Genomic DNA, 24,990 nt, shown 5'->3' with positions numbered 1-24,990 from the left:
CGGTATATTTTTTGTATATTTGTATAGAAATTAAATATTTTAATGTCAAAAGCAGAAAAGACAAAACAATTCATCATTGAAAAAACAGCTTCTTTGTTTAACACCAAAGGCTATATAGCTACGTCTTTATCTGATATTACAGAAGCAACCGGCCTCACCAAAGGAAGCATCTACGGTAATTTTGAAAATAAAGATGAAGTAGCTCTTGAAGTTTATAAATACAACTCAGGTTTACTGGCTAAAATTATGGCCAGATCTTTAGGTGAAGAATTTCCGGGTACTGTTGATAAATTAAATGCCTTCGTCAATTTTTACCGCAAAAACTGGAAAACGGTCTTTGAAAGCGGAGGCTGCCCATTGATGAATGCAGCTACCGAAGCTGACGACAGTTTCCCCAATCTGAAAAAACAGGTTACCCAATCCTTTGAAGGCTGGATTAAAAAAATTGCAGATGTAATTTCAGACGGGCAGGAAAATGGAGAACTGCGTAGAGATATCAACGCCAATGAATATGGATCTCTCTTCATTATGCTTGTTGAAGGCGGTATACTCCTCGCCAAAACCACAGAAGATGAAAACTATTTACATTTGGCTCTGAACAGAATACTATTCATTATTGATAAAGAATTAAAAATACTTCCATCATAAAATTTTTCAATATGGAAACAAAAAAAGTGGCCATTGTAGGATACAGCAGGATTCCTTTTGCCAGAATCAATACCGCTTATGCAGAACTAGGCAATCAGGAACTTCTGGAAGCCGCTCTCAACGGGTTAATAAACAAATACCATTTGCAGGGAAAACTGCTGGGTGAAGTAGCCGGTGGGGCAGTCATCAAACATATTTCAGAAAGCAACCTCATCAGGGAATCTGTAATGAACACCGCGCTAGATCCTGCCACCCCTGCATGCGATCTTCAGCAGGCATGCGATACAGGAATTGAAGCCGCAGTTTATATTGGAAATAAAATTGCTTTAGGACAAATAGAAAGCGGAATCGCCTGTGGCGTTGAAGCAATGAGCAACATTCCGTTTGAATCTGCACCGGGATTGAGAAAAGCACTATTAAAAGCCAATAAAGAAAAATCAGTGTTTGGAAAACTGAAACAGCTCTTAAGTCCAAAACTGAAAGACTGGATGCCAATACCCTACAAAGGACAGGAGCCCAAAACAGGTCTGGTAATGGGCGGACATACGGAGATTACAGCTAAATATTACCGGATTTCCCGCGAAGAACAGGATGAATTAGCTTTTAAAAGCCACAAGAATATGGCTCAGGCCTATGATGAAGGATTTTTTGATGATATGATCACACCCGCTTTCGGATTAGATAAAGACAATAACCTCCGCAGGGATACCAGCCTTGAAAAGTTAGCCCAACTGAAACCAGCTTTTGACAAAGAGAATGGTACTTTAACTGCAGGAAATTCAACTCCTTTTACAGATGGTGCATCATCGGTTTTACTTGCCAGTGAAGAATGGGCCGCTGCCAACGGACTTCCCGTTTTGGCTTATATCACTTTTTCAGAAGTCGCAGGAATTGAATATATTGAAAATAAACAGAATTTACTTCTCGCTCCCGTTTTTGCCGCAGACAGAATGCTTAAAAAAGCAGGAATGAAACTGGAAGATTTTGATTATTATGAAATTCATGAAGCATTTGCCGCACAGATTCTTGCCACCATTAAAATCTGGGAAAACGATGATCTTGCCAAAAAGTTCGGGTTGGAGAAAGCATTGGGAAAAATCGACAGGAATAAGCTCAACGTAAAAGGCGGAAGTCTTGCCGCTGCCCATCCTTTTGCAGCAACAGGCGGAAGAATTATCGGGACTTTGGCAAAACTGCTTCATGAAAAAGGAAGCGGAAAAGGGTTCATTTCCATTTGTGCCGCACGCGGACAGGGTGTTACCATGATTTTAGAAAAATAAAACAAAATAAATATGGACAGATTAGCACAACTGCAGCAATTCATCGGGAAGGAATTTGACCAGTCACCGTCACCATTTATGAAATGGCTCAACCCCATTGTACTTTCTGCAGAAGAAGGACATCTTGAATTTAAATATACTGTGAGGCCGGAATGGCTTAACCCGGTTGGAAACCTTCATGGCGGAGTAACGGCAGCTATTATGGATGACATTATTGGAGCCACTATGTTCTCCCTGAATGAAAATTCTTTCATAACTACCATCAATAATGTGATCGATTATTTTTCAACTGCAAAAGAAAATGATAATATTGTAGCCGAAACAAAAATTATAAAAAGAGGCCGGAAGTTTGTGAATGCACAATGCGAAATCTGGAATGCAGACAAAACAAGACTGATTGCCAGAGGAACCTCTAACCTATTCAAAATTAATAACTAGATATGAAAAGAGTTGTTATTACAGGACTGGGCGCAGTGACGCCTTTGGGGAATAATGTCGAAGACTTTTGGCAAAACAGCATTAACGGGGTAAGCGGAGCAGATTTAATTACCCATTTTGATTCGGAAAAATTTAAAGTACATTTTGCCTGCGAGGTAAAAAATTTCGATCCGAAAGTTTATCTCACCCACAACGAAATAAAAAGAAGCGATTTATTTTCACAATATGCCATGTATGCTACTACTGAAGCTATCCAGGATTCGGGACTTGACTTTGAAAAAATGGACCCGTTTGATACCGGAGTAATCTGGGGAACCGGACAGGGCGGTATGGTAACATTCGAAGGTGAAGTGATGAATTTCGCAGCTGGAGACGGAACACCTAAGTTTAACCCTTTCTTTGTGCCTAAATTCATTGCGAATATGGCTTCAGGAATGATCTCCATGAAATTTGGATTACAGGGCATCAATTACACTACTATTTCAGCATGTGCTACGGGAAATACTGCATTGATGGATGCCTTCAATTATATCCGTCTCGGAAAAGCGAAAGTAATCATCAGCGGAGGTTCCGAAGCTGCCATTACACCGGCTTCTATAGGCGGTTTCTCAGTTATGAAAGCTATGTCTACCAGAAATGATGATTTTTCAACAGCAAGCCGCCCTTACGACGCGGAAAGAGACGGTTTTGTTATGGGTGAAGGGGCCGGAGCCCTGATTCTTGAAGAGTACGAGCATGCAAAAGCCAGAGGCGCCAAAATTTATGCTGAACTTGCGGGAGCGGCTATGACAGCCGATGCTTATCACATGACTGCACCTCATCCGGACGGAATAAGCGCGATTAAAGCAATGCAGCTTGCCATGAAAGAAGCGGGTGCCAATGTAGAAGATATTGATTACTTAAATCCTCATGCCACTTCTACCCCGCTGGGAGACCTGATCGAATTGAATGCGATCAGTAAATTATTCGGAGGAAGCAAAAATCTTGATATCAGCGCAACGAAATCTATGACCGGGCATTTATTGGGGGCTGCCGGGGCTGCTGAAGCCATTCTTTCCATCAAAGCTGTGGAAAAAGGAATTATTCCTCCTACAATCAATCTTCATAGGATAGATGAAAATATTCCGAAGGATGTGAATATTGTTTTTGGAGAAGCGAAAGAGAAGAACATCAACTTTGCACTAAGCAATGCCTTTGGATTCGGAGGGCATAATGCAACTTTGGTTTTCAAGAAATTCAGATAGTATTTAAATGATATAATTCTAAATCCCTGTACCAAATAGCACAGGGATTTTTTTATTTTATTTTCTCCCACAGATGGCACAAATTTCCACAGATGTTTATGGGTATTATCTACTACAAAAATCTTTTGTCTCTTTTGTGGTTGGTTTTTTATTTAATCAAAGATGGGATAGGTTTTCACAGATGTTTGCGTTTTAATTTTTTGCGCTGTTATCTTGTTCCTTTATAATAAAAAAGCAGTCAAATCTGACAGCTTTTGTGTTTTACGCTTTTAACCATTCCGAGGAAGAAAGATACTTCTGATCGGGATAATAGATGAAAAGGCAATTTCTACCTTTGATCGTATTGATGATGGGCTGCGTTAAGGCTCTCGGTACTGCGGGACATCCCCAGCTTCTTCCGATTCTTTTGTGCATTGACGCAAAATCATCGCTTACATAATCAGCTCCATGCATAACGATAGCCCTTCTGTATGCCGCATCATTATATCCTTTATCCATTCCCAGCAATTTCAAAGAATATCCGTTGTCTCCCTGGTAAGTGGCGTCCGTGATATAAAATCCTAAGCTGCTCTGCAGCGAACTTTCCGTGTTAGAAAAATTCGTCGCAAATTCTTCGCCTGTATTTTTACCGTGTGCTACCAGTGAATTGAACAGTACTTTTTTCTCGTTGGTATCAATCACCCAAAGTCTTTTGGTATTTGAAGACATAGAAAAATCGCAGATAGTTAATAAATGCGAATCCTGGTTCAGCAATCCTGCTTTTTTCAAATTTTCAAAACCTGTTAATGCTTTTGCGAAAACTTCGTAATTCAGTTCATGTTCAGGGTCAAATTGAATTGATTTGTACAATTCTTCTGATAAAGATGCTGATCCAGCTGTCTTTCCAGATTTCGTGTCTGCTACTTTTTCAATTTTTGTTGTGTTTGCATTCTCAATCTTTGATGCCTTTCCCGGCGAAAGATAGAATGAAGTCGTGACCATATATATCAGGCCTAATACACTATAAAATCCTTTCATTCAATACTATTAAAATCCAAATTAGTGAGGCAAAATTATAAAAACATAATTACCAGACACTTATAAGTCTACAAAGTTTAACTGAATTTAAGAAACTTTAACCTTGTAAAAATTGCGAGATAAAGGTATAATCTCGCAATTTTTACAAAAAATAAGAATTTAAAATCCTATCAAATGAATTTGATTTTACATAGTTATTCTTAATTTTATTCACTTTTATAATTTGAAGAAACCCCAATTCTGTTAAGCCATTCAGGTCTTGTCTTGCTGTGAAACTTGAAATTTTAAACCGGTTTTCTATTTCTTTAACGTTTAAAATCCTATCCGAGTCTTCATTAAGAATTTTAAGAATTTGAGCCTGTCTTTCATTTACATTTGGAATTCTTAAAAATTTTGATGCCTGAATAGCTTCTCTTTGCTTCTCTCCTATATAGTTTTTTAAAGCAATAAAAGCTTTATCCATAGTCTTAATATTGTAATTGATGAAATAGGTCAGGTCATTTTCATCATTTTCTGTATATAAATAAGCTTTCTCATACTGATTTTTTGTATCTTTTATAATTCTAGATATTGAAAGATATTCTGTAAGCCAATAGCCTCTTTTCAACATGTACCAATAAAAAATTGAACGTGCTGTTCTTCCATTACCATCACTAAATGGATGGATCCAGCCAATCATAAAATGGATAATAATACCTTTAATAATCGGATGTATAAAATCTTCTCCTTCACTGTTAAAAAATATGCATAAATCAGCAATTAATTCATTAATTTCCTTGTGGTCAGGGGGAATATGAACAATATCTCCATTTGAAAAATTGGCTACAAAAATTTCATCATTTCTTCTGAAATTTCCTTCTTCCTCTTCGTTTTCAAGAGTATCATTAGTAATCAATTGATGAACTATAAGTAAGTCTTCAACTGTTAGATCTAAGTTTTTATTCTGAACAATATGACGCATAGTTATAAAATTATTTACAATCATTTGCTCAGATTTTGTCTTTGGTTTGAGTTCTTTTTGAATAATCTCTTTTGCTTTTCTTCTAGTTGTATTAGCTCCTTCCATTTGACTACTTGCAATAGCTTCTTCCATAATAGAACTAATAACAAACTTATTTTTATCTGTTTCTGCAATACCAATATTACTCCCCAAATTGCCCCCTATATTTAAATCAAATAAATGCAATGACTTTTGAATATATTCCGTCATGAAGTATTTAAAATAATATTTTCCAAATTTTATTTTATTTGTTCTAAGATTACGATAAAATTTTATAGCATTCCAATACTTTTTAGGGTCAGTTTCTTTTGATAAATATTTAACCTTATCCCAATATAAATAATCATCATCTATTTTCTTCATTTCGCCGGAAAGCCTAATTTTAATAGATAACTTTAGGGTTTCATCATCTTCTATATATTGCGGAGTTTTCTCTACCATAACTTAATCATTAGTGTACCAAATATATGTAAAAACTGCGAGATTTAAATAGAATCTCGCAATTTTTACATATATACAATAAATTCCAGGCTTATAGAATTCATACAATAACGTAATCCCGTGGGCTTTGGACCATCATCAAAAACATGGCCGAGATGGGAATCGCAACGTTTGCAAAGCACCTCTACCCTTTCCATTCCATAAGTAATATCTCTCTTATAATATACGCCTTCTTTATTTGCCTCAAAAAAACTTGGCCATCCGCAGCTGCTTGAGAATTTTGAAGTGGAACGGAAGAGACGATTCCCACAAACCGCACAATAATAATCTCCGATTTCATCGAATTCATTGTATTTGCCGGTAAAAGCTCTTTCCGTAGCAGCTTCCCTGGCAATGGCATATAAATCGGGAGCAAGGATCTTTTTCCACTCTTCATTGGGAATATCCAATTTCGTAGTGTTCGTTCTGGAATAGTATGGATTGTTTTTTGCTTGGTTTTCCATAGAATTATTTTAAGTATTTTGATAATATATAAAAAATAAAAACCACAAAAGTCACAAAAGTTTTTTGACACTTTAAAGCACTTTAGCTTAAAAAGTTCACCACTTTGAAAATTATAAGTTTGATAAAAGGAGAAAATCAAAGATTTTAATAAACTTAGGTATTTAAACCTTTTGTGACTTTTGTGGTTAGAATAAATCATAAGTTCACAACCAAATTTAGTAAATTTGAGAATATGAATGATGAAGCAAAAAGAAAACAGCTGAGAAAATATAAAATGTTCGCCACCGGATTATTTGTCCTGATGGCCGTTATTTTTATCGCCACTACTCTACTTCAGAAATCGAATCCTTCTCACTGGGTTGGTTATGTAAGAGCTTTTTCCGAAGCTGCTATGGTGGGTGCTTTGGCAGACTGGTTCGCTGTGACTGCCTTATTCCGGCATCCGCTTGGCCTTCCTATTCCACATACGAATCTTATTGAAAACAGTAAGCAGCGGCTTGGTGATAATCTAGGCAGCTTTGTGGTGAGTAATTTTCTTTCTCCACAGAATATACGGCCATATATTCAGAAGCTTAAAATCTCAAATTTTGTAGGTGAATGGCTGGATAAGGAAAAAAACCAGGATATTTTGATCAGAAATTTATCCGATATTGTTTTGGATATCCTTAATAAGCTTGATGATACTGCCGTGAGCCAATTCATCAGCAAGAAGGTTTCTGAAATGACAGATGACATCAAACTTAATAAAGTAGTCGGAAACGGCATCAGCTATATTCTGGAAAAAAATGACCACCAGAGAATTGTCACCAATCTTTCCCGGCAGATCAAAGACTATATTATCGAAAATGATGAAATGATCAAAGACCGTGTTCAGAAAGGAAGCTATTCATTTATTCCTTCATTTGTTGATAATAAGATTGCCGATAAAATTGCCAGTGGACTTTCTGATTTTTTTAAGGAAATTGAAGAAGGTCCGGAGCATGAAATCCGAAATCTGGTTACGCAGAAGATTCAGGAATTTTCTACAGACCTGAAGGAAGACCCGAAATGGGATGAAGAATTCAAAAGCATTAAAAACGGGCTTTTAAAAAGTGATAAGCTGGATGAATATTCCCGTGATATCTGGACTTCCATTAAGAATACCCTGATGAAGGAATTACAGGATGAGCAGTCTTCTTTAAAGAACTATCTCACGAAAAACCTGAGCGAATTTTCGGAAAATTTAAAAACAGACGAAAATCTTCAGAATAAAATTGACCATTGGGTAAGGGTAACTGCCTACAAATATATTCTTAAAAACACGCACCAGTTCGGGAACCTCATCAGTTCTACGGTAGGAAACTGGCAGGGTAAAGAGCTGAGTGAGAAGCTGGAGCTGGAAGTTGGGAAAGATTTACAGTTTATACGGGTAAACGGAACCTTAGTTGGCGGATTGGTAGGCCTTGTTATTTACACCATTGCCCATTTCTTCCTCTGAAAAACTAAAAAAACTATACCCTAACCATGAAAAAAATCTTTACTTTACTGTTTTCCTTAAGCTTAACATTTTTTCTCTGTCAGAAAGTTGAACTTAAGGAAATGACTGATTCTTCGCAGGTCTTCAAAGGTGAAATCGCAGGAGCTCCCATTACTATGCAGCTTCATTTCGCTGGTATTGCAGATTGCAGCCTGTATCAGTATTTTGTTGACGGCTGGTATTATTATGATAAATATCAGAAAAAAATACCCCTTACCGGTATTTATGATTACGGAAAACTTTCTCTATACCATTTCGGAAACAGGCAAAAACAAAATTCTGAACTGCTGAAAGAACGGATCACGTCTCCTCAGAAAGTGGAAAAAACAGCCGAAATTGCAACGGCATTATCTCCTAAGGAATATATTGTATTTGAGCAGGATAATCCCAAAGAAAATGTTATTTCGGGAAGTTTTTATCTTAATCAGAAGGTTCAGCCTGCCCAACTATTCACAGGTAATAATATGATCTACCGTTATAACAATTACCTGATACTGCCCAGCAACAAAAAGATCAACACATTTGATTTTATCAATAAACATGGCGGAAATCATCTGATATCCTATGCTTCCGGAGAAAATGGAAACCGGGTCTTGCTGTATTTTGAACATTCCTCAAACTTTAACGCCTGTGGAAGATGCGGGGCCAGTGAGGGCGAAAAAGGCTACAGAATTTTATACTTCACAAAAGACTGGAATTATAAAAGCTATGAAGAATTTCTCACTGAAAGCTGCCTGGAAAACATCTATGATACAACAGAAACAAAATCCAAAGACCGGAAAATACTAAAATATAAGATCAATAAAACAACCACTTCCCCGGCTTATACCCTTACAGTGGATGTAAAAAATGCATCTGTTGTAAAATCAAAATAAAAAAGAGAGCTTTTCAACTCTCTTTATATTTTATCTTGGCAATCTGGTTGCTCTTTTTAAAAGTTCTTTATTGATTTCATTGATCAGTTCCGGGCCTTCATAAATAAACCCTGTGTAAAGCTGTACCAGACTTGCTCCCGCGTCCAGTTTTTCAATGGCATCTTTTGCAGAATGAATTCCTCCTACTCCGATGATTGGGAATGTTCTGTTACTTTTTTCAGAAAGATATTTAATCATTTTCGTACTTCTCTCGCGAATTGGCTTCCCGCTTAAACCGCCATTTCCGATTTCTGCTAAAACTTCAGGGGAAGTTTTCAATCCCTCTCTGTTGACAGAAGTATTGGAAACTACGATACCGTCAATTTTTGTTTCTGCAATCAGTTCAATAATTTCATCTAACTGATTGTTATTCAAATCCGGAGCTATTTTCAGTAAAATTGGTTTCTGTACAGATTTTGACTGGTTGATTTTCTTAACTTCAGTAATTAATTCCCGAAGGTATTCCACATCTTCCAGTTTGGCGTGGCTTCCTACATTGGGACAACTTACATTGAGTACAAAGTAATCTACATAAGGATGCAGGCCTTCAAAACAATCCAGATAATCCTGTGTGTAATTTTCCGGTGTGGTGTCCGTATTTTTTCCGATGTTTCCACCGATAATTATTTTTCCTTTATTGCCTTTCAGTTTTTCAATGGCAGCTTCAAGACCATCGTTGTTAAAGCCCATTCTGTTGATGATTCCTCCGTCTTCAATTAAACGGAACAGTCTTTTTTTAGGATTTCCCGCCTGGGCTTTTGGTGTTACCGTTCCAATTTCTACAAATCCGAAGCCTAAATCTCCCAATTCATTAAATAAAACTGCATTTTTATCAAAACCGGCCGCCAGTCCTACAGGATTTTTAAATTTCAGACCGAAAACTTCTCTTTCCAGACGTTTATCTTCAACGGGTTTTGGGAAAAATAATTTGGTGAGAAATCCAAAATTTTTAAGCACCGAAAAAGTAAAGTGATGAACTTCTTCGGGATCAAATTTGAAAAGGACCGGACGAATGAGCGATTTGTACATTGAAAAAAAGTTTTACAAAAATACTCATTTTAAAATTAATGGCTTGTTGATGTGTGATAGTTATTTTAATATGTAAACACAAATTTCACAAATACTTTCACGAATAGCACAAACAACAGTTGAATCCGTAAATTCAGCGGAATATTTAAAAAATTAAGAATAAGAACTCAAATCTAAATTCAAAATATTTCCTACCCTTTTAAATTCATCATCTATAGTCGCATTTACCGTAATTCTTTCGTTAGAAAAAGGATGATTAAAAATCAATTGATGGGCATGAAGCGTCATTTTATTGATACCAAATGTTTGAAGCCATAATTTATTCTGCTTATTGCAACCATGTTTTCGACAGCCTAAAATTGGGTGTAAAATATGTTTAAAATGCTTTCTCAACTGGTGAAACCGTCCCGTTTCTGGAATAGCTTCCACTAAACAATATCTGGAAGTCTGATGCTTTAAAAAGGGCAAATCTATTTCCGAAGTCTGCAAACGGCGATAATAAGTGACTGCATTCTGCCTGACTTCATTTTCATTAATTAAATCATAATCAATAGTTTCTTCATCTTTCGTCCAGCCACGGAGAATAGCGATATACTTTTTTTCCACTTCTCTGCCCGCAAAACGATCGCTCATAATTCTAAGCGTTTCCTTATCTAAGGTAAACAGCAAAACACCCGAAGTTTTTCGGTCAAGACGATGCACCGGATAAACTTTTTGCCCGATCTGCTTTCTCAACTCCTGAATCGCGTAAGTATCTGCCTCTCCCGCATAAAAGGATTTATGAACCAGTAATCCGCTGGGTTTATTGATGGCGATAAGATGCTCGTCGCGATAAAGAATTTCTAACATGGGACAAAAGTAGAGATTTTTGATTGATCCGGCTCTGATTGCAGTACAATGGATTGCCGATCCATGAAAATTTATTCCCAGAGATCCGTTCGTCTTTCATTAAATTCGTTAGATTTGTAAAGGAACATATTAAAAACTGATCCTGAATATCTTATTTTTTACTTAATAAAAAAGCTATGGTAGATTATTTTGGTTTTTTTGTAACATTGATCATTATTTCTGTTATTATAGCAGTAACCAACATCTTTTTTATAAGATTAAAACAATATAAAACGGCAAAAATATTACTGTTCATTATTGCAGGAATTTTATTTATCATCGGTATAGGGGGATGTTTTTTGATGACAATATCCAATGTAGGATCTTACAGATATTAATTCCCAATAAAAAACATTATTTTTGCACATCAGACGTAAAAAAATTATGGCAAAGCAAGAAGATGTTTTCAAGAAAGTGATTTCTCACGCTAAAGAATATGGTTTTATTTTCCCATCCAGTGAGATCTATGACGGTTTATCCGCTGTTTATGACTATGGACAGAACGGCGCCGAATTAAAAAACAATATCAAACAGTATTGGTGGAAAGCTATGGTACAGCTTAACGAAAATATTGTGGGTATAGATTCGGCGATCCTTATGCATCCTACCACATGGAAGGCATCGGGCCACGTAGACGCTTTCAACGATCCATTGATTGATAATAAGGATTCTAAAAAACGTTTCAGAGCAGATGTTTTGGTGGAAGATTACTGCGCTAAAATTGAAGATAAAGAGAACAAGGAAATTGAAAAGGCAGCGAAAAGATTCGGAGATTCTTTTGATAAGGCTCAGTTTGAAGCAACCAACCCAAAAATCCTTGAATACAGGGCAAAAAGAGAAGCTATCCTTTCAAGACTGGCAAAATCCCTTGAAAATGAAGACCTTGCCGATGTAAAAGCTTTAATTGAAGAGCTGGAAATTGCTGATCCTGATACAGGTTCTAAAAACTGGACGGAAGTAAGACAGTTCAACCTGATGTTCGGTACTAAATTAGGTGCTTCCGCAGATTCTGCAATGGACCTTTACCTGAGACCGGAAACAGCTCAGGGTATCTTCGTTAACTTTTTGAACGTACAGAAAACTTCACGTCATAAACTTCCTTTTGGTATTGCACAAATTGGTAAAGCATTCAGAAATGAGATTGTTGCCAGACAGTTTATCTTCAGAATGCGCGAATTTGAACAGATGGAAATGCAGTTTTTTGTAGCTCCGGGAACTGAACTTGAATTCTACGAAAACTGGAAGCAAAAACGTCTGAACTGGCACCTTGCTCTTGGATTAGGTAATGAAAACTACAGATTCCACGATCATGAAAAGCTGGCTCATTATGCGAATGCCGCAGCTGATATTGAATTCAATTTCCCATTTGGATTTAAAGAATTGGAAGGTATTCACTCCAGAACGGATTTCGATTTAAAAGCTCATGAAGAATATTCTGGAAGAAAGCTTCAGTTTTTCGATCCTGAAAGAAACGAAAACTATGTGCCTTATGTGGTGGAAACATCTGTAGGTTTAGACAGATTATTCCTTTCTATCTTCTCACACTGTCTTAAAGATGAAGTGCTGGAAGACGGTTCAGAAAGAACAGTATTGTCTTTACCTCCTGCATTAGCACCAATTAAAGCGGCAATCCTTCCGTTAATGAAAAAAGACGGGTTAGCAGAATATGCAGAGAAAATTTTCAATGATTTGAAATATGATTTCAACTTATTCTATGAGGAAAAAGACGCCATCGGAAAACGTTACAGAAGACAGGATGCAATCGGTACTCCATACTGTATCACCATCGATCACGACTCTTTAACCGATCATACGGTGACCATAAGAGACAGAGACACGATGCAGCAGGAAAGAGTTCCCGTTTCTGAATTAAGAAGGATCATTGATGAGAAAACGAATTTCAGAAATTTACTTTCTAAAATATAAATTAAAGCCCCAATATCTGGGGCTTTTTTAATTTGTAATTATATAACACAAACATCTGCTAAATCTGCTAAATCTGTGAGCGTTAAAATTCTCTCGCAGATTTAGCAGATAAAGCAGATTTCTTTTAGTGCTTAAGAATTATTATATTTTTTTACTTGAGTTTTTACAGGGAAAATGAAATATTTCCAGTGTATATCTTAATTTATTACTTTTGCAAAAAACACCCATGATGAAAAAATTATTCCTGCTAATGTTTGGTCTGGTACAGACTTTACTTTTTTCTCAAACCCAGAATCTGGCTACTTTAGCTACCGGGAAATATTTAGGACTAAAATCTATTTTAGACAATGATAAAAACCTTTTCGGTTATTTTGCACTTTATGATTTAGGGAAAACGGAAAACAACAAAAAGAAGAACAAATTAGAGTACATCATTTTTGATAAAAATCTCAATTCTCTTTCCACCGGAAATTTTGAAAGTGATGAAACGGCTATCGAATATTATTCTTATATCAACCCGGAAAAGCAGTTAGTCATTACCCCTTCCTTCAATGCATATGATTATGCTTTTGACACTTCATTTTATACTCCTTCAGATTTTATTATCAGTCTTAATGATTACCAGATCAAAAAGAAAGATAACCTTCAGTATGACGGAACCAATCTTACTCCGGTATCTGTTTCCAAAACAAATGGAGAACGAAAAGACGACAACAGGAATCTAAAGAAAACTGCCGGGTATCAGCTAACCTCTGAAGTCATAGGGCTTAATAATAACCATACGCTTATTTTTGAATACAAATACGACAGGCCTTTGTTTAAAGACATTTCCCTGAAATTCTTCAATGACAAAAATGAAAAAGTATGGGATTATAAATTCTTTGATCAGGATAATAAATACAATTCCGTTAACTTCAAGGTGGTAAATTTTGACAATGATATTCTGATTGCCAAAGTGTATAAATATCAGAAAGATTCTGTGGAGTATAATTTTATGGTATTCGATCTGAAAACAGGCAAGGTAATTTCCGTACTTCCGTTTCCTTATGAAAGAAATCTCTATATTACCCTTAACTCTGTAGACGGGGCAATAAACGGCAAATACAATACAAACGATAAACTGACGTCATTGCTGAGATATTCCGGAGGCCCGCTTAATTTTTATAATGAAGGGTTTGTAAAGCTTATTTATGATAAAAGTACCAGCCAGCTTTCATTTAATGAAATTCACCTTCTCGATGATGTGTACAGCAGTCATAAAGATATTGAAGAGCTTAAGGAGCCGTTTGACTCTAAAGACATTGATATAAAATCCGTAAGCTTTTTAAAGAATAATGATATTGTTGCCATTTTTCAGAAAATAAGCAGGAAAAATAATGCGGTTTCAGATATCATCATGATGCAGTTTGATCCGATGATGAAACTGAAAAACCTTAAAGTTTATCCTACCCAGAAAAACAGCAGCTATCTTTTTTCACAGTACCTGAATGATAAAAACGATATGGTATTTTTCTATGCCGATACAGAAAGGAAAAACAGGGAAAAAAAGTGGAATCTCTTTATCAATACTTTTATCAACGGACAATGGAAACAGGAAGTACTGCCAATGACTTCAGAGAACAATATTACAATTCCTTATATGGCAAAAGAAGGATATATTCTCCTTCAGGAATTCAATGAAAAAGAAAAATTCAATAAAATACGCCTGGAAAGACTGAATTATTAATATCGTTCAAATTAATTTATTATTTTCAGCAAAAAAAATAATCATGAAAAAAATATATTTTCTGCTCTTTGGATTATTCCAGACTTTGTCCTATTCCCAGACCCAGGACCTTACAACCCTTGCTGCCGGTGAACATGTGGGAATGAATGCCCTGTTCGATGATAAAGATAACCTTTATGGGTATGTATCCCTTTATTCTTACGGGAAAACCGGTGACAAAACCAAGAAGTTCGAATATGTGATCCTGGATAAAAACCTCAACCCTGTTGCCAACAAAGAGTTTGAAGGAGATATTACAGCCGGATCTTACCTCGGTTATGTAGATTTTAAAGGACAAATTATTTTAAAACCTTCGATGATGGATTATTCCCTGGTAAAAAGCAGGGAAATTTTCACACCCGTTTCTATGGTAATAGATCCGAAAACCAATACCATCAAAAGAAAAGTTTATTATGATTATCTTGAAGATGGTACATTCAAGGAGATCAATGAACCTAAAAACTGGAAAGCACAACGCAAGGAAAACCGTGAAGAAAAAAAAGAGAAAGGCTATAATTATGTTTCTGCCGTAGGAGAAGTAAAGGAAGGCGGCTATTTTGCCATAGAATACAAAGATTATGGAAAATATATAAACAGCAACAGCATCATTAAATTCGATGATAATAAAAAGGAGCTTTGGAGGTATAAATATAATACGGAAGGAAACAAAAAAGTATTCTCCACATTATCCGTTCTGGAAAGGGATGAAAATTATATGTACTGTATCATGAAAAAAGTGGACGATGACAAAAAAGCTTTCAGCCTTGTTGTGATTGACATGAAAACAGGAAAAGACGCTGCCAACAAACCCATCACAGGACTTCCTGATACAACTATTGACCTCATCGACAGCTTTACTTCCGGATATGGCAACAGCCTTGACAACGATAAGACATTTGATGATAAAATAGTATTAACAGGCAGAAACTACGGAAGCAATAACTATGATATAGGATTTGCAAGGTTAATGGTTAATAAATCAGATTTTTCCATTGATACCAAGACACTTAACTATAAACCCGATTTTGCAGGTTACCTTCCTAAAATTGACGGTCATGGGTATGTAGAAAGCGGATATTACCTTCAGACCAAAGATATGTATTTTATGAGTGACGGCAGCGTGGGCATCCTTACCGAAAAATACAAACCGGCCGGCCAGTACAATGCTCCCAAAACTACGGATTTAGTTTATATTTATACCGATAAAGACTTCAAAATCAAAAATGTCAAGGTTTTTGAAAAAGAAAAAACAAAATGGGTAAACAGCGACTACCTTTTCTCACAATACCTGAACGGCGGAAAAGATGTTGTGTTCTTCTACCGCGATTATCAGAAAGATGAAGTAACCCGACAGAAAAAATGGAACCTTTTCATCAATACGGTTATTAACGGGAATTTCAAACAGGAAATCATTCCCATTTCCGAAAAAGACAACTACACCGTTATACCATATGTTGGAAAAGAAGGTTATATCCTCCTCCGTGAGTACAACGAAAAAGAAAAATTCAATAAGATCCGTTTAGAAAAACTGAACTATTAAAAAATAAGAATCCTGATGATGCATCAGGATTCTTTTATTGGGTAGCTGTTCTGGTAAAAGTCTGCTATATTTTTTATATCATCAAGGCTTAAATTCCACATAAAGTTCAGGAACTGCTGATAACTCTCACTTTGATCTTTAGGCTCTATCCTGTCAAGATAACGGTTCAGGTTATAATTTTTCCGGGCCTCGTATATTTTTGCAAAACATTTCCCCAGCCAGCCTTTATAATACTTTTCCTCTTCATCGTCCTGCAAAAACTGCATAGATGCATAAATTCCCAGTCCGTAATCTTCAGAGTGAAAATAATTGGGCAAAATTTCCATTCTGGCCATTTTCTTCAATGTTGTAAAAGTTTCGGTAGCTTTTTCCGGTCCGGCAGGTGTTTTCAGTTCTGCGAAGACTGTTTTGAGCTTTTCAATTCTTCTGGACATTTCGGGATGTGATGCCAGGGAATCTTTATTCAGCTTTTCTTTGTAAAAATTATAATTATACAGAGAAAAATCCTCTTTCTTCATCCACTTTTCATTAAAAGCCTGTTTTGGAAGATCAAAAAGCTTTTTATAGGTTGTTACCTTTAATTCACGGGGAGAAATAGTATCAAAATCCTGCAGGCGTTGAAGAGCATTTACGTATTCAACTTTCCTGAAATCACTGTTCTTAAAAATCACATAGCCCAGCGAATCTGCCTGCATTTCCTGCTTTCTTCTCTCCACTCCTTTTTTATAGGCACGGTTTTTAAGAATATCAAATGCTTTCTGGTTCTGGCTCTGGCTTCTTTTTACCGTTATTTCCTTCAGATTATGAACTGTTATTTTATCCAGCTGGTCCTGCTCAATGATGCTTAAAAATGTTTTAAGCGAATGTTCATCAATCTTATGTCCCAACTCATGGGTAATTACCGCTGCAATCTGGTCTTCGTTGTTAAGCCAGTTGTATAACCCCATATTAATCACAAAAGTTCCGTCTGCAAGGCAGTAAGCATTTGGAGTATTATCTCTTGCCACTAAAATTTTCAGATCCTGAGGGATGTTCGGGTTATTTTTTTTGAGACGCTGGATCAGGCTTTTTATCTCAGTTTCAAATTCAGATTTGAAAATAAAATCCTTGTTTTTTACCTGCTTTTCAAAATCAGTTCCGAATTCTTTATAAATTTTAGACAGCTCTGAGCCTGTCTTTCCGGAATACTGCGATTTTAATTTTTTAATAAAAACCTCATTATTTCCGGTAAAACTCTTTAAAAATTCTTTCCTCTGCAAATAGTCTGCGGTGTCGATCATTTTATAGGTCTGGGCTATTCCCGTCACTGAAAAAATGAAAAACACGAATACAATAAGTTTTCTGGTCATATTTTTCATCATTTATCGCAAAAATAGTTTATTTACCATTCCTTTTTTATTTTCTTGTCAAAATTATTTTAAATTTGTTTAGGACTGATATTCATGACCATATGAAGGCATTAAAATATGTAATAGGCGGAGCAGCCGTGGGGGTAGCTGCAGTTTATCTTTTGGGATACGATTATTTATTCAGCGGAATCTCCAAAACATATCTCAAAGGAAAATCCAGCGCTTATATTGACGACGGAAAGCTGTTCCCGGGAAACCTCATCGCTACGGAGGAGCCGGTATTGTGGACAGAAGATCCTGAATATAACCATAAAGAACTGCCTGAAAATGTAACTGAAAATTTAAAGCATTCCAAAACCGCCGCTTTTGTCGTCATAAAAAACGGGAAAATTCTTCATGAACAGTATTGGGACGGTTATAACCAACTTTCCCAGACTAATTCCTTTTCCATGGCAAAAGCTGTAACCGTAATGTTACTGGGAAAAGCGATGGAAGAAGGCATCATCGGGAATATGGATGAAAAATTTTCAGATTTCTATCCTGAATTTAAAGAAAAAGAATTCGGACGCAATGTTACCCTTAAAAACTTAGCCCAGATGGAGGCCGGGCTTGACTGGGATGAAAATTACAACAACCCCTTTCTTCCGAATGCCAAAGCCTACTATGGTAAAAATCTTATCAAGGCAGTATTTTCAAGAAAGTTTAAAGAAGAACCGGGAACCCGGTATGAATACCAGAGCGGATCTACCCAACTCCTCGGATTTGCATTAAAAAAAGCGCTGAACCAGACGTTATCCAGCTATTTATCAGAAAAATTCTGGATTCCAATGGGCATGGAACAGAACGCTTCATGGAGTACAGATAATTACGGAATGGAAAAAACATACTGCTGCATCCACTCCAATGCAAGAGATTATGCAAAACTGGGACAATTGTTTTTAGATAACGGAAAAGCAGGTGAAAAGCAGATCCTCAGTTCAGATTTTATTGAGCAAATGAGGACACCTACAGAAAAATCTGAAGAGATCTACGGAACGGGACTTTGGATTAATCATGATAACCCAATAAAACACTATTACTTCCTGGGACTGCAGGGGCAGTACATTATCATGGTTCCTGAACATAATATGGTGATTGTAAGAACCGGAAGCTACAGCAATAATCCTAAAAATGACAGGGGAAGACCGGATCAGGTAAGATTTCTTGTTAATGAGACCGTACAATTATTTCAGTAAAAAAACATGGAAAAACACAATACAAAAGTTGACGAATACATTGAAAAATCCCCGGATTTTGCAAAACCTATTTTAAATTACCTCCGTGAAATAATTCATGAAGCATGTCCCGATGCAGAGGAGGCCATTAAGTGGAAATTTCCTGCATTCATGTATAAAGGAAAAATCCTTTGTTCTATTACTTCATTCAAGCAGTATTGCAGCCTCGGGTTCTGGCTGCATGGGGAAATGAAGACTTTGAAGGAAATGGAAACCACAGCAGAAGAAAGCTCCATGTTCAGTTTAGGCAAGCTTACTAAAATGGAAGATCTGCCCTCAAAAGTTCAGCTGAAAAATGCAATTAAGGAAGCTATGGAGCTTACGGATATGGGCGTTACAATGAAAAAAGCGGCACCATCCAAAGTGGAAACCGATATTCCTGACTATTTTCAGGCAGCTTTGAATAAAAACAAAACTGCATGGTCTGTTTTTGAACAAAAATCCCCGTCTTTCAGAAAAGAATACATCAACTGGATTACTGAAGCCAAAACCGAAGCAACCAGAAATAAAAGAATGGAACAGTCTTTGGAATGGATAGCCGAAGGAAAATCCAGAAACTGGAAGTACGAAAAAAAATAAACACAGATGGAGAAAAAAATTATACTCTTTCTCTTACTTATTTTTTCAAATCTCATATTTTCTCAACATTTTGATTTTGAGAAACAGTATAAATATGCACGGTCTCTGTCTTCTAAAAATCCGGACAGCTCGGAAATTATCCTGAACACCATCATAGATTCTGCACAGAAGAAAAATCAGCCAAATTATATAGCCAAAGCCTATTATTTAAAATCATTCAACAGTTATTTAAGATCTGATGCAAAAGGAACTCTTGATTTTGCAGAAAAAGCACTGAAAATTTCTACAGAGAACAACTATGCTCCCGGAAAGGCCCTCGCCTACAGAATGCAGGGAACACAGTATGCCAAACTGGGACTGTTAAAAGAAGCTTCACAAAGCCTGAATAAAGGTTTGGCGGAAATAAAAAATGAAAATACAGATGAAGGCCATGAGCTGAAAGGAATGATCTATAATTCTTTCCTGATACTTCTTAACCAGAATGAATATCAACAGAAAGAGTCTTATTCTAAAAATGCCATTCGTGAATTTCAGCAGATCAAAAATATTCCGAGACGGAATGAACTTCTGGTTTCTGCCTATACCAATCTGGGGTATAACCTGTCTGAAGTTAAGAAGTTTGGTGAGGCCCAGTCTTTTTTTTCGAAAGCTCTTGCACTGGCCGGGCATGATAATTATTATCTGAAATCCAATATTCTCCACGATATCGGGTTTTCGTACTCACAACAGAATAAGCAGGACAGTGCTGTTTTATATTATCAGAAGGCTTTAACAATTGCCAGTCAATATGGTTTTACCGAAAAGAAAATAGAAATTACCAAAAACCTAGAGGAGGCTTACACGAAACTGAATGATCTCCAGAATGTTCAGAAATATAAATTAAAAAATCTTGAACTAAAGGACAGTATCGCTTATAATCAAAAAATGGCCGTCAATCAGACCCTTAACAAAAAGGAAGAAAATTTTGACAGGCAGCTGATTAAAAGCCACAGCCTCTCCAAAGGTCTTATTACAGCCTGTATCATTCTGCTTCTCGTTTTAGGAGCGGTAATTTTTAATATGTTCAGCCTTCGAAAAAAACACAAAAAAGCTGTAGCACAAATTTATCAGCAGGGAATTACTCCGGTTGCTTATGAAGAGGATTCCCTTGAGGCTGAAGATCAATCAGATAACAATATTCCGACTGATATAAAAATTTCCGTTGAAACAGAAGAACATATTTTAGCTGGCTTAAGAGCCTTTGAAGAGAACTTTGACTTTAACAAAAAAAATATTTCGCGCTATAATTTATCTAATGCCCTGAATGTGAATACAAAGTATTTATCCGCGGTCATTAAAAAACACAAAAATTTCAATTTTAATCAATACATTAATCATCTGAGGATTAATTATATTGTTGGCAAACTAAAGAACGAGCCGCAATACCGTAAATACAAAATCAATCACCTTGCGGAAATTACAGGATATTCTTCCCATAGCGCATTCTCACTTGAATTTAAAAAAATTACAGGAATCCATCCTTCCGCTTTCATTAAAGCACTTGACGGAATTTCCTGATTACTGTTCTGCAATAGTCAGATTATTATATCCTCCCGTATTATTCAGTGAAAAACCCGTTGTATTCAGGCTATTTAAATTGAACCAGATATATGGCATCAAACGCTGTCCCGTAGTCATATAAAAAGAAGCCGTACAGTTACTTCCCGCATCAATATTTCCGTTACTGTTGGACGACATTGTATTCACGCACTTCACCGTGTTTACAATATTGGCAGCAAGTACCCCGGCTGTATTGTCATACAACTGCCAGATTGCCTCTATCTGAATAGGATTCAAAGGGTCTGCCGTATAATTAATGGCAAGAGGGGCCAGGTCTGTAGTAAAGGTCGCCACATACACTCCGTTCCGGGGAGCTGTAAAAATTCCTGTAGAAGCATTAAAGCTGCTTCCGGAGTTGCTTTCAAAAGCCTTCGTCCAGCCCACCAGATAATTACTCGCTCTGTTTTGCAGGCCTGTAGTGGTAGTTGCAGAGGGGGTAACCAATTTTACGGTATTATCCGTTTTGGAAGCAATCACAATAACTTTATTAACAGCCGGCTGGGCAGTAAGTAAAGGAAGCCACTCATTTCCATTGGAATATTCCATCCCGGTATTGTAGCGCACCGCCCCTTCATCTGCCGCTGCTGCCGTAAGTGAAGAAGTTCCAAAACCAATTGCCCCGTTTCCGGAGTTCCTGGCATCTACTTTCACTGCCGGGCTGTGTGTTCCCACTCCTATTCTTCCCGCACTTGTAATCAGAATATCATTACTCTGCTGAACAGGGGTAAATGTAGTTCCTGATACAGGATTGTCCTTCTGGCCATCGGTATGAAGAATTCCTATCGGATTTGGAGTATTGATTCCGACTTGTGAAAATGTAAAATTAAAGCTAAGTGCTAAAATTATTAATAAATATCTTTTTTTCATCATTCCTGTTTTTATAGTCCGAAAATACTTAGAGAAGTCAGTGAACCAGCCGCATCCAGTGTTTTTGCTGTTCCTAAAGCCTGGTTCAGACTTACCGTGATATTATCTCCCTGATTAAGATTAAAAATCCCCGAACAACTTCCTGCCACACGGTTGGAAAGTGAATTAGTTCCCGGATAGCTTCCCACACATTTGAAGACCTTATTGGTTGCTGTAGAAGTAGAATTCGTCTGGATCAGCGTTTCATAACGTGAATCATCGGCAATCGTTCCTGAAGCCAGTGAAAATGTGAAAGAAACAATATATACCCCGGTTTTTGATGCAACAAAAACTCCTGTTCCCGAATTAAAGCTGCCGTTGACATCTGTTTTTTTCGTCCAGTTAATCACCGTTGCCTGGGTTCCGCTGGTAAAGTTCTGTGTTGATGAATTTTCAGCATCCACGAAATCATTGGGAGCTTTATGTGCCAGTGCAACCCAGGAAGATCCATTGGAGTAGCTCATATCCTGTGTCCCGGAATTATACCTCATCGCCCCTGCTTTTGCTGCCGAAGCTGTCTGTGATGTTCCTCCGATACCTAAGGCATTCAGATGCTCATCAGACCGTAAATCCAATCTTGTTTTAGGTAATTTTGTTCCGACTCCCATATTTCCTGAAGAAGTAATAACCACGTCATCGTAGTAACTGGTAGAGGTTGAGGGAACTGTATTTTTCTGTCCGTCCACATGAAGTATGGCCTCGGGAGCAGATGTATTGATTCCCACCTGTGCCTTAATAAACAGACTTCCGCCTATCATTAAAGTAATTGCTAATCTTTTTTTCATATCAAGTGTGTTATTGTTCTACAATGGAAAGATTCACAAAGCCGTACTCATTGCTTGCGGGGGTGGTATCCGTCCTCAAACTTAAGCTTCCGTTATACACCGACTGGTAAATATGCGGCTGAAAGGTATCTCCTTTATTAAGCTGAACTCCTGCAACGCATGAGCCTGCCACCTGCGCCTGTTTTGAGGTATTCGAAAAGGATTTTACGCATTTTTTAACGACAGTGCTTCCGTTTACAACATATCTGGCTTCGGAAAAATACCCTGAAACAATAGGAATTCTTACAAAATCATATGTAAAAGAGATCAGGTAAACACCGGTTCTGGGTGCTGTAAAGGTTCCTGTTGAGGGTATGAAATTAGAAGTAGGATCAGAGATTTCAGTCCATCCTGAGATTCCGGTAGAGGTCTGATAGGGAACTTTAACCGCAAAATTATTTGCCTGAAGATTAGCTACTACGACAGCTTTTGTAGGTGAAGAAATAAAATCCTGCCATACCACTCCATCTGAATACTGCATTTTTCCGCCATTCAGCGGATTGTACCTCATGGCTCCCGAACCTGCTGCAGGTGCTGTCTGGGTAGTCTCTCCTATCCCGATAGAATTATCCGGGTTATTGGCAGAACGGGCGTCTATTTTTACTGCGGGAGTAAGGATTCCAAGTCCAATTTCCCCGGTAGCGGTAAACACCACATCATTAGCCGCCTGAGCTGCATTCGGGGCTCCTGATAGCGGATTATCTTTACTTCCGTCAGTGTGCAGCAAGGCTTGAGGGCTTGATGTATTAATGCCCACTTGCGCATTAACAATACTCATCAGAAAGCATCCTCCAGCCATTACACTTTTCATCAATGTGTTCAATTTTTTCATGCAATTTGTGGTTTTTAGAATGTGAAAATTCTTTGCACAAAGATAGACTGAAGCCGGCTATCTGAACAAGACACAGAAAAGAAACCAAAGTATAAACAGCTGGAAATGTATACTTTATAAATTTTAAAACAATATCAAAATTCGGAATTTTAATAAATCCGGGTAGCCGGCATCGGAAAAAAGTGCATTTTTTTAGTTTAAAAATAGACTCAATAGGAATTTTTAAACCCTGCTCCAATCTGAAATTGACTTCAGGAAGTATGTTTTGTTTTTTAAGAACGTTTTATAATCTATGAAAAGATGCTCCCGTCTAAAAGTATTTTTCCGGTTCATGTTTTTAAAATGTACTTTTTATTTTTCCGGATTTCCTGAAGAATGTTAAACCAATTATAAGAAACAGTTTTTCCTTTTTACTCTTTTTTATAAGTTTTTTTTTGGAGGCATGTTTTTATCAAATCCTTCGTTTCAATTCATTTTTTTTTGTGGAAAGACCGGAAAAGTGTAAAAAGAATAGTAATAAAACAGGGGGCTGGGCTTCATTTACACAAGATTTATGTTCTAAAACAATGGAAAAAAAAGGAAAATGATTAAAGCTAAAAACAAAAATACAAGATATTAATAATCAAAATATTAACTCTGATTATTTTTATAAAACTACTCTTTAAATTTATAAATCTACTACGCATTTTATTTCACAAAACTGTAGACTTAATTAGTTTTAAGAAATTTTTCTACACAATCTTATTATCCACAACATATACTTAACAATACATAATTAAAACAATTATTTCTTAAACTAATAAGTTAAAACAAAGCGGTTGCCGAAAAGCTTAACAGAGTAGGCATAATAAAAAATCATATATATCATGAAAAAAATCAGTTTGAGTACTGTTAAGAACAGTATGAAGAGAGATGAGATGAGAACAATCAAAGGCGGTTGCGGTTATTGCGGCTGCTGGGCTTATTATTGCTCAGCTTCAGGAAAAAGTTCTTACTGTACTTATCTTGGAGGATGTTGTTAATCTGACATCGTAAGAGGTTGATATTATCAACCTCTTTTTATCTAATTAGTTATTTGAAATATTAAAATTTTCAGATGGAATTAAACAAAGAAATAAATTCACTACTGCTATACTTAAAAGATCAAAATATTGATATTGATGATGAAGAATTAAAATTCCAAATAGAATCTCACCCCGATTCTCCAAGTCTGTTGTCTTTTTGTGATGCTTTATCTTTCTTCGGGATACCTAATGTTGCATTTCATCTGTATGTAGACAGAATAGAAGATCTTCCGGACACTTTTGTTGTTCTCGTTTTGGGTACGGAAAAGGAAACCCAGCCTTATTTATCATATGTAAGAAAAAAGCAGGATCATTATATATAATACTCCCCATCCTTAGGACAGTATTTAACAAAATTTAAGATATTTTTTTTCAATTTTTGGGCTAAAATTGTTAATAACTTTTTGGCCCTT

The 24,990-nt window shown here is 36.6% G+C and carries 23 protein-coding genes; 14 read left to right on the top strand and 9 right to left on the bottom strand.

Translation table 11 applies throughout. The features are described 5' to 3' along the window. The first annotated feature begins 42 nt into the window (after window positions 1-42). From HNP36_RS12925 to fabF, 4 genes are read left to right on the top strand one after another with little or no spacing between them, the layout of a single operon-like run. A complete protein-coding gene (locus HNP36_RS12925; RefSeq protein WP_184164164.1) occupies window positions 43-648 on the top strand; it encodes a TetR/AcrR family transcriptional regulator in 606 nt (201 codons plus the stop codon). 11 nt (window positions 649-659) lie between these two features. Then, a complete protein-coding gene (locus HNP36_RS12920; protein ID WP_184164161.1) occupies window positions 660-1,928 on the top strand; it encodes an acetyl-CoA C-acetyltransferase in 1,269 nt (422 codons plus the stop codon). Between the two features lie 12 nt (window positions 1,929-1,940). Beyond that, window positions 1,941-2,366 carry a PaaI family thioesterase gene (locus HNP36_RS12915; RefSeq protein ID WP_184164158.1) on the top strand — a complete coding sequence of 142 codons (426 nt, stop codon included), beginning with the start codon at window positions 1,941-1,943 and terminating at the stop codon, window positions 2,364-2,366. A gap of 2 nt (window positions 2,367-2,368) precedes the next feature. Continuing rightward, window positions 2,369-3,610, top strand: coding sequence for a beta-ketoacyl-ACP synthase II (gene fabF, locus HNP36_RS12910; RefSeq protein WP_184164155.1), 1,242 nt, complete (start codon window positions 2,369-2,371; stop codon window positions 3,608-3,610). 261 nt (window positions 3,611-3,871) lie between these two features. Here fabF and HNP36_RS12905 read toward each other — a convergent pair whose 3' ends face one another. The 3 genes from HNP36_RS12905 to msrB all read right to left on the bottom strand — a co-directional run bounded on the left by HNP36_RS12905 (window position 3,872) and on the right by msrB (window position 6,571). Next, window positions 3,872-4,627, bottom strand: a complete 756-nt coding sequence (locus HNP36_RS12905; RefSeq protein WP_184164153.1) for a murein L,D-transpeptidase catalytic domain family protein — start codon at window positions 4,625-4,627, stop codon at window positions 3,872-3,874. A gap of 142 nt (window positions 4,628-4,769) precedes the next feature. Beyond that, window positions 4,770-6,068 carry a Fic family protein gene (locus tag HNP36_RS12900; protein WP_184164150.1) on the bottom strand — a complete coding sequence of 433 codons (1,299 nt, stop codon included), beginning with the start codon at window positions 6,066-6,068 and terminating at the stop codon, window positions 4,770-4,772. Between the two features lie 65 nt (window positions 6,069-6,133). Beyond that, window positions 6,134-6,571 (bottom strand): peptide-methionine (R)-S-oxide reductase MsrB, encoded by a 438-nt coding sequence (gene msrB / locus HNP36_RS12895; protein ID WP_184164147.1) that lies wholly within the window; start codon window positions 6,569-6,571, stop codon window positions 6,134-6,136. Window positions 6,572-6,804: 233 nt separating this feature from the next. Here msrB and HNP36_RS12890 point away from each other — a divergent pair, with 233 nt between their 5' ends. Together HNP36_RS12890 and HNP36_RS12885 are read left to right on the top strand one after the other, a co-directional pair. Beyond that, window positions 6,805-8,049, top strand: coding sequence for a DUF445 domain-containing protein (locus HNP36_RS12890; RefSeq protein ID WP_184164144.1), 1,245 nt, complete (start codon window positions 6,805-6,807; stop codon window positions 8,047-8,049). 26 nt (window positions 8,050-8,075) lie between these two features. After that, window positions 8,076-8,963 (top strand): hypothetical protein, encoded by an 888-nt coding sequence (locus tag HNP36_RS12885; protein ID WP_184164141.1) that lies wholly within the window; start codon window positions 8,076-8,078, stop codon window positions 8,961-8,963. 30 nt (window positions 8,964-8,993) lie between these two features. Here HNP36_RS12885 and HNP36_RS12880 read toward each other — a convergent pair whose 3' ends face one another. Beyond that, the gene (locus HNP36_RS12880) at window positions 8,994-10,031 is read right to left on the bottom strand and encodes a quinone-dependent dihydroorotate dehydrogenase (RefSeq protein ID WP_184164138.1); all 1,038 of its coding nucleotides are present in this window, start codon (window positions 10,029-10,031) and stop codon (window positions 8,994-8,996) included. A 153-nt stretch (window positions 10,032-10,184) separates the two neighbouring features. Continuing rightward, window positions 10,185-10,880: a pseudouridine synthase gene (locus HNP36_RS12875; RefSeq protein ID WP_184164134.1), complete on the bottom strand. Its 696-nt coding sequence runs from the start codon at window positions 10,878-10,880 to the stop codon at window positions 10,185-10,187. Between the two features lie 423 nt (window positions 10,881-11,303). Between HNP36_RS12875 and HNP36_RS12870 the strand changes: the two genes are divergently transcribed. From HNP36_RS12870 to HNP36_RS12860, 3 genes are all read left to right on the top strand, one after another. Continuing rightward, window positions 11,304-12,845, top strand: coding sequence for a glycine--tRNA ligase (locus HNP36_RS12870; RefSeq protein WP_184164131.1), 1,542 nt, complete (start codon window positions 11,304-11,306; stop codon window positions 12,843-12,845). A gap of 226 nt (window positions 12,846-13,071) precedes the next feature. Next, window positions 13,072-14,571 carry a hypothetical protein gene (locus HNP36_RS12865; protein WP_184164128.1) on the top strand — a complete coding sequence of 500 codons (1,500 nt, stop codon included), beginning with the start codon at window positions 13,072-13,074 and terminating at the stop codon, window positions 14,569-14,571. A 43-nt stretch (window positions 14,572-14,614) separates the two neighbouring features. After that, complete coding sequence (locus HNP36_RS12860; RefSeq protein ID WP_184164125.1) at window positions 14,615-16,150, top strand: hypothetical protein; 1,536 nt, start codon at window positions 14,615-14,617, stop codon at window positions 16,148-16,150. Between the two features lie 23 nt (window positions 16,151-16,173). Here the strand turns inward: HNP36_RS12860 and HNP36_RS12855 are convergent, their stop codons facing one another. Next, window positions 16,174-17,499: a M48 family metalloprotease gene (locus HNP36_RS12855; protein WP_228456365.1), complete on the bottom strand. Its 1,326-nt coding sequence runs from the start codon at window positions 17,497-17,499 to the stop codon at window positions 16,174-16,176. Between the two features lie 101 nt (window positions 17,500-17,600). On the opposite strand from HNP36_RS12855, the gene HNP36_RS12850 reads away from it, so the two are divergent. Genes HNP36_RS12850 through HNP36_RS12840 form a run of 3 tightly spaced genes read left to right on the top strand, consistent with a single transcriptional unit; the run spans window position 17,601 to window position 20,909 of the window. Continuing rightward, on the top strand, window positions 17,601-18,734 hold the full coding sequence (locus HNP36_RS12850; RefSeq protein WP_184164120.1) for a serine hydrolase domain-containing protein: 1,134 nt from the start codon (window positions 17,601-17,603) through the stop codon (window positions 18,732-18,734). Window positions 18,735-18,740: 6 nt separating this feature from the next. Continuing rightward, window positions 18,741-19,352: a YdeI/OmpD-associated family protein gene (locus tag HNP36_RS12845; protein ID WP_184164117.1), complete on the top strand. Its 612-nt coding sequence runs from the start codon at window positions 18,741-18,743 to the stop codon at window positions 19,350-19,352. 6 nt (window positions 19,353-19,358) lie between these two features. After that, window positions 19,359-20,909, top strand: a complete 1,551-nt coding sequence (locus HNP36_RS12840) for a tetratricopeptide repeat protein (protein ID WP_184164114.1) — start codon at window positions 19,359-19,361, stop codon at window positions 20,907-20,909. Here HNP36_RS12840 and HNP36_RS12835 read toward each other — a convergent pair whose 3' ends face one another. The 3 genes from HNP36_RS12835 to HNP36_RS12825 are packed head-to-tail and all read right to left on the bottom strand — an operon-like array spanning window position 20,910 to window position 23,513. Further along, window positions 20,910-21,821 (bottom strand): hypothetical protein, encoded by a 912-nt coding sequence (locus tag HNP36_RS12835; protein ID WP_184164111.1) that lies wholly within the window; start codon window positions 21,819-21,821, stop codon window positions 20,910-20,912. A gap of 8 nt (window positions 21,822-21,829) precedes the next feature. Beyond that, entirely contained in the window at window positions 21,830-22,642 is an 813-nt protein-coding gene (locus HNP36_RS12830; protein WP_184164108.1) for a hypothetical protein, read from the bottom strand. Between the two features lie 10 nt (window positions 22,643-22,652). Next, on the bottom strand, window positions 22,653-23,513 hold the full coding sequence (locus tag HNP36_RS12825) for a hypothetical protein (RefSeq protein ID WP_184164105.1): 861 nt from the start codon (window positions 23,511-23,513) through the stop codon (window positions 22,653-22,655). 866 nt (window positions 23,514-24,379) lie between these two features. Between HNP36_RS12825 and HNP36_RS12820 the strand changes: the two genes are divergently transcribed. After that, complete coding sequence (locus HNP36_RS12820; RefSeq protein ID WP_184429274.1) at window positions 24,380-24,535, top strand: hypothetical protein; 156 nt, start codon at window positions 24,380-24,382, stop codon at window positions 24,533-24,535. 74 nt (window positions 24,536-24,609) lie between these two features. After that, on the top strand, window positions 24,610-24,900 hold the full coding sequence (locus HNP36_RS12815; protein WP_184429272.1) for a hypothetical protein: 291 nt from the start codon (window positions 24,610-24,612) through the stop codon (window positions 24,898-24,900). The last annotated feature ends 90 nt before the right edge of the window (window positions 24,901-24,990 follow it).

This window comes from Chryseobacterium shigense, assembly GCF_014207845.1.
Lineage (GTDB): Bacteria > Bacteroidota > Bacteroidia > Flavobacteriales > Weeksellaceae > Chryseobacterium > Chryseobacterium shigense_A.
This window is presented reverse-complemented; position numbering and strand designations above follow the sequence as displayed.

Coding starts and splice junctions, on each gene's coding strand:
- HNP36_RS12845 (WP_184164117.1), top strand. CDS start 18,741: ATGGAAAAACACAATACAAAAGTTGACGAATACATTGAAAAATCCCCG.
- HNP36_RS12830 (WP_184164108.1), bottom strand. CDS start 22,642: ATGAAAAAAAGATTAGCAATTACTTTAATGATAGGCGGAAGTCTGTTT.
- HNP36_RS12885 (WP_184164141.1), top strand. CDS start 8,076: ATGAAAAAAATCTTTACTTTACTGTTTTCCTTAAGCTTAACATTTTTT.
- HNP36_RS12860 (WP_184164125.1), top strand. CDS start 14,615: ATGAAAAAAATATATTTTCTGCTCTTTGGATTATTCCAGACTTTGTCC.
- HNP36_RS12855 (WP_228456365.1), bottom strand. CDS start 17,499: ATGACCAGAAAACTTATTGTATTCGTGTTTTTCATTTTTTCAGTGACG.
- HNP36_RS12880 (WP_184164138.1), bottom strand. CDS start 10,031: ATGTACAAATCGCTCATTCGTCCGGTCCTTTTCAAATTTGATCCCGAA.
- HNP36_RS12825 (WP_184164105.1), bottom strand. CDS start 23,513: ATGAAAAAATTGAACACATTGATGAAAAGTGTAATGGCTGGAGGATGC.
- HNP36_RS12925 (WP_184164164.1), top strand. CDS start 43: ATGTCAAAAGCAGAAAAGACAAAACAATTCATCATTGAAAAAACAGCT.
- HNP36_RS12840 (WP_184164114.1), top strand. CDS start 19,359: ATGGAGAAAAAAATTATACTCTTTCTCTTACTTATTTTTTCAAATCTC.
- HNP36_RS12915 (WP_184164158.1), top strand. CDS start 1,941: ATGGACAGATTAGCACAACTGCAGCAATTCATCGGGAAGGAATTTGAC.
- HNP36_RS12875 (WP_184164134.1), bottom strand. CDS start 10,880: ATGTTAGAAATTCTTTATCGCGACGAGCATCTTATCGCCATCAATAAA.
- HNP36_RS12890 (WP_184164144.1), top strand. CDS start 6,805: ATGAATGATGAAGCAAAAAGAAAACAGCTGAGAAAATATAAAATGTTC.
- HNP36_RS12900 (WP_184164150.1), bottom strand. CDS start 6,068: ATGGTAGAGAAAACTCCGCAATATATAGAAGATGATGAAACCCTAAAG.
- msrB (WP_184164147.1), bottom strand. CDS start 6,571: ATGGAAAACCAAGCAAAAAACAATCCATACTATTCCAGAACGAACACT.
- HNP36_RS12815 (WP_184429272.1), top strand. CDS start 24,610: ATGGAATTAAACAAAGAAATAAATTCACTACTGCTATACTTAAAAGAT.
- HNP36_RS12905 (WP_184164153.1), bottom strand. CDS start 4,627: ATGAAAGGATTTTATAGTGTATTAGGCCTGATATATATGGTCACGACT.
- fabF (WP_184164155.1), top strand. CDS start 2,369: ATGAAAAGAGTTGTTATTACAGGACTGGGCGCAGTGACGCCTTTGGGG.
- HNP36_RS12920 (WP_184164161.1), top strand. CDS start 660: ATGGAAACAAAAAAAGTGGCCATTGTAGGATACAGCAGGATTCCTTTT.
- HNP36_RS12865 (WP_184164128.1), top strand. CDS start 13,072: ATGATGAAAAAATTATTCCTGCTAATGTTTGGTCTGGTACAGACTTTA.
- HNP36_RS12870 (WP_184164131.1), top strand. CDS start 11,304: ATGGCAAAGCAAGAAGATGTTTTCAAGAAAGTGATTTCTCACGCTAAA.
- HNP36_RS12820 (WP_184429274.1), top strand. CDS start 24,380: ATGAAAAAAATCAGTTTGAGTACTGTTAAGAACAGTATGAAGAGAGAT.
- HNP36_RS12850 (WP_184164120.1), top strand. CDS start 17,601: ATGAAGGCATTAAAATATGTAATAGGCGGAGCAGCCGTGGGGGTAGCT.
- HNP36_RS12835 (WP_184164111.1), bottom strand. CDS start 21,821: ATGATGAAAAAAAGATATTTATTAATAATTTTAGCACTTAGCTTTAAT.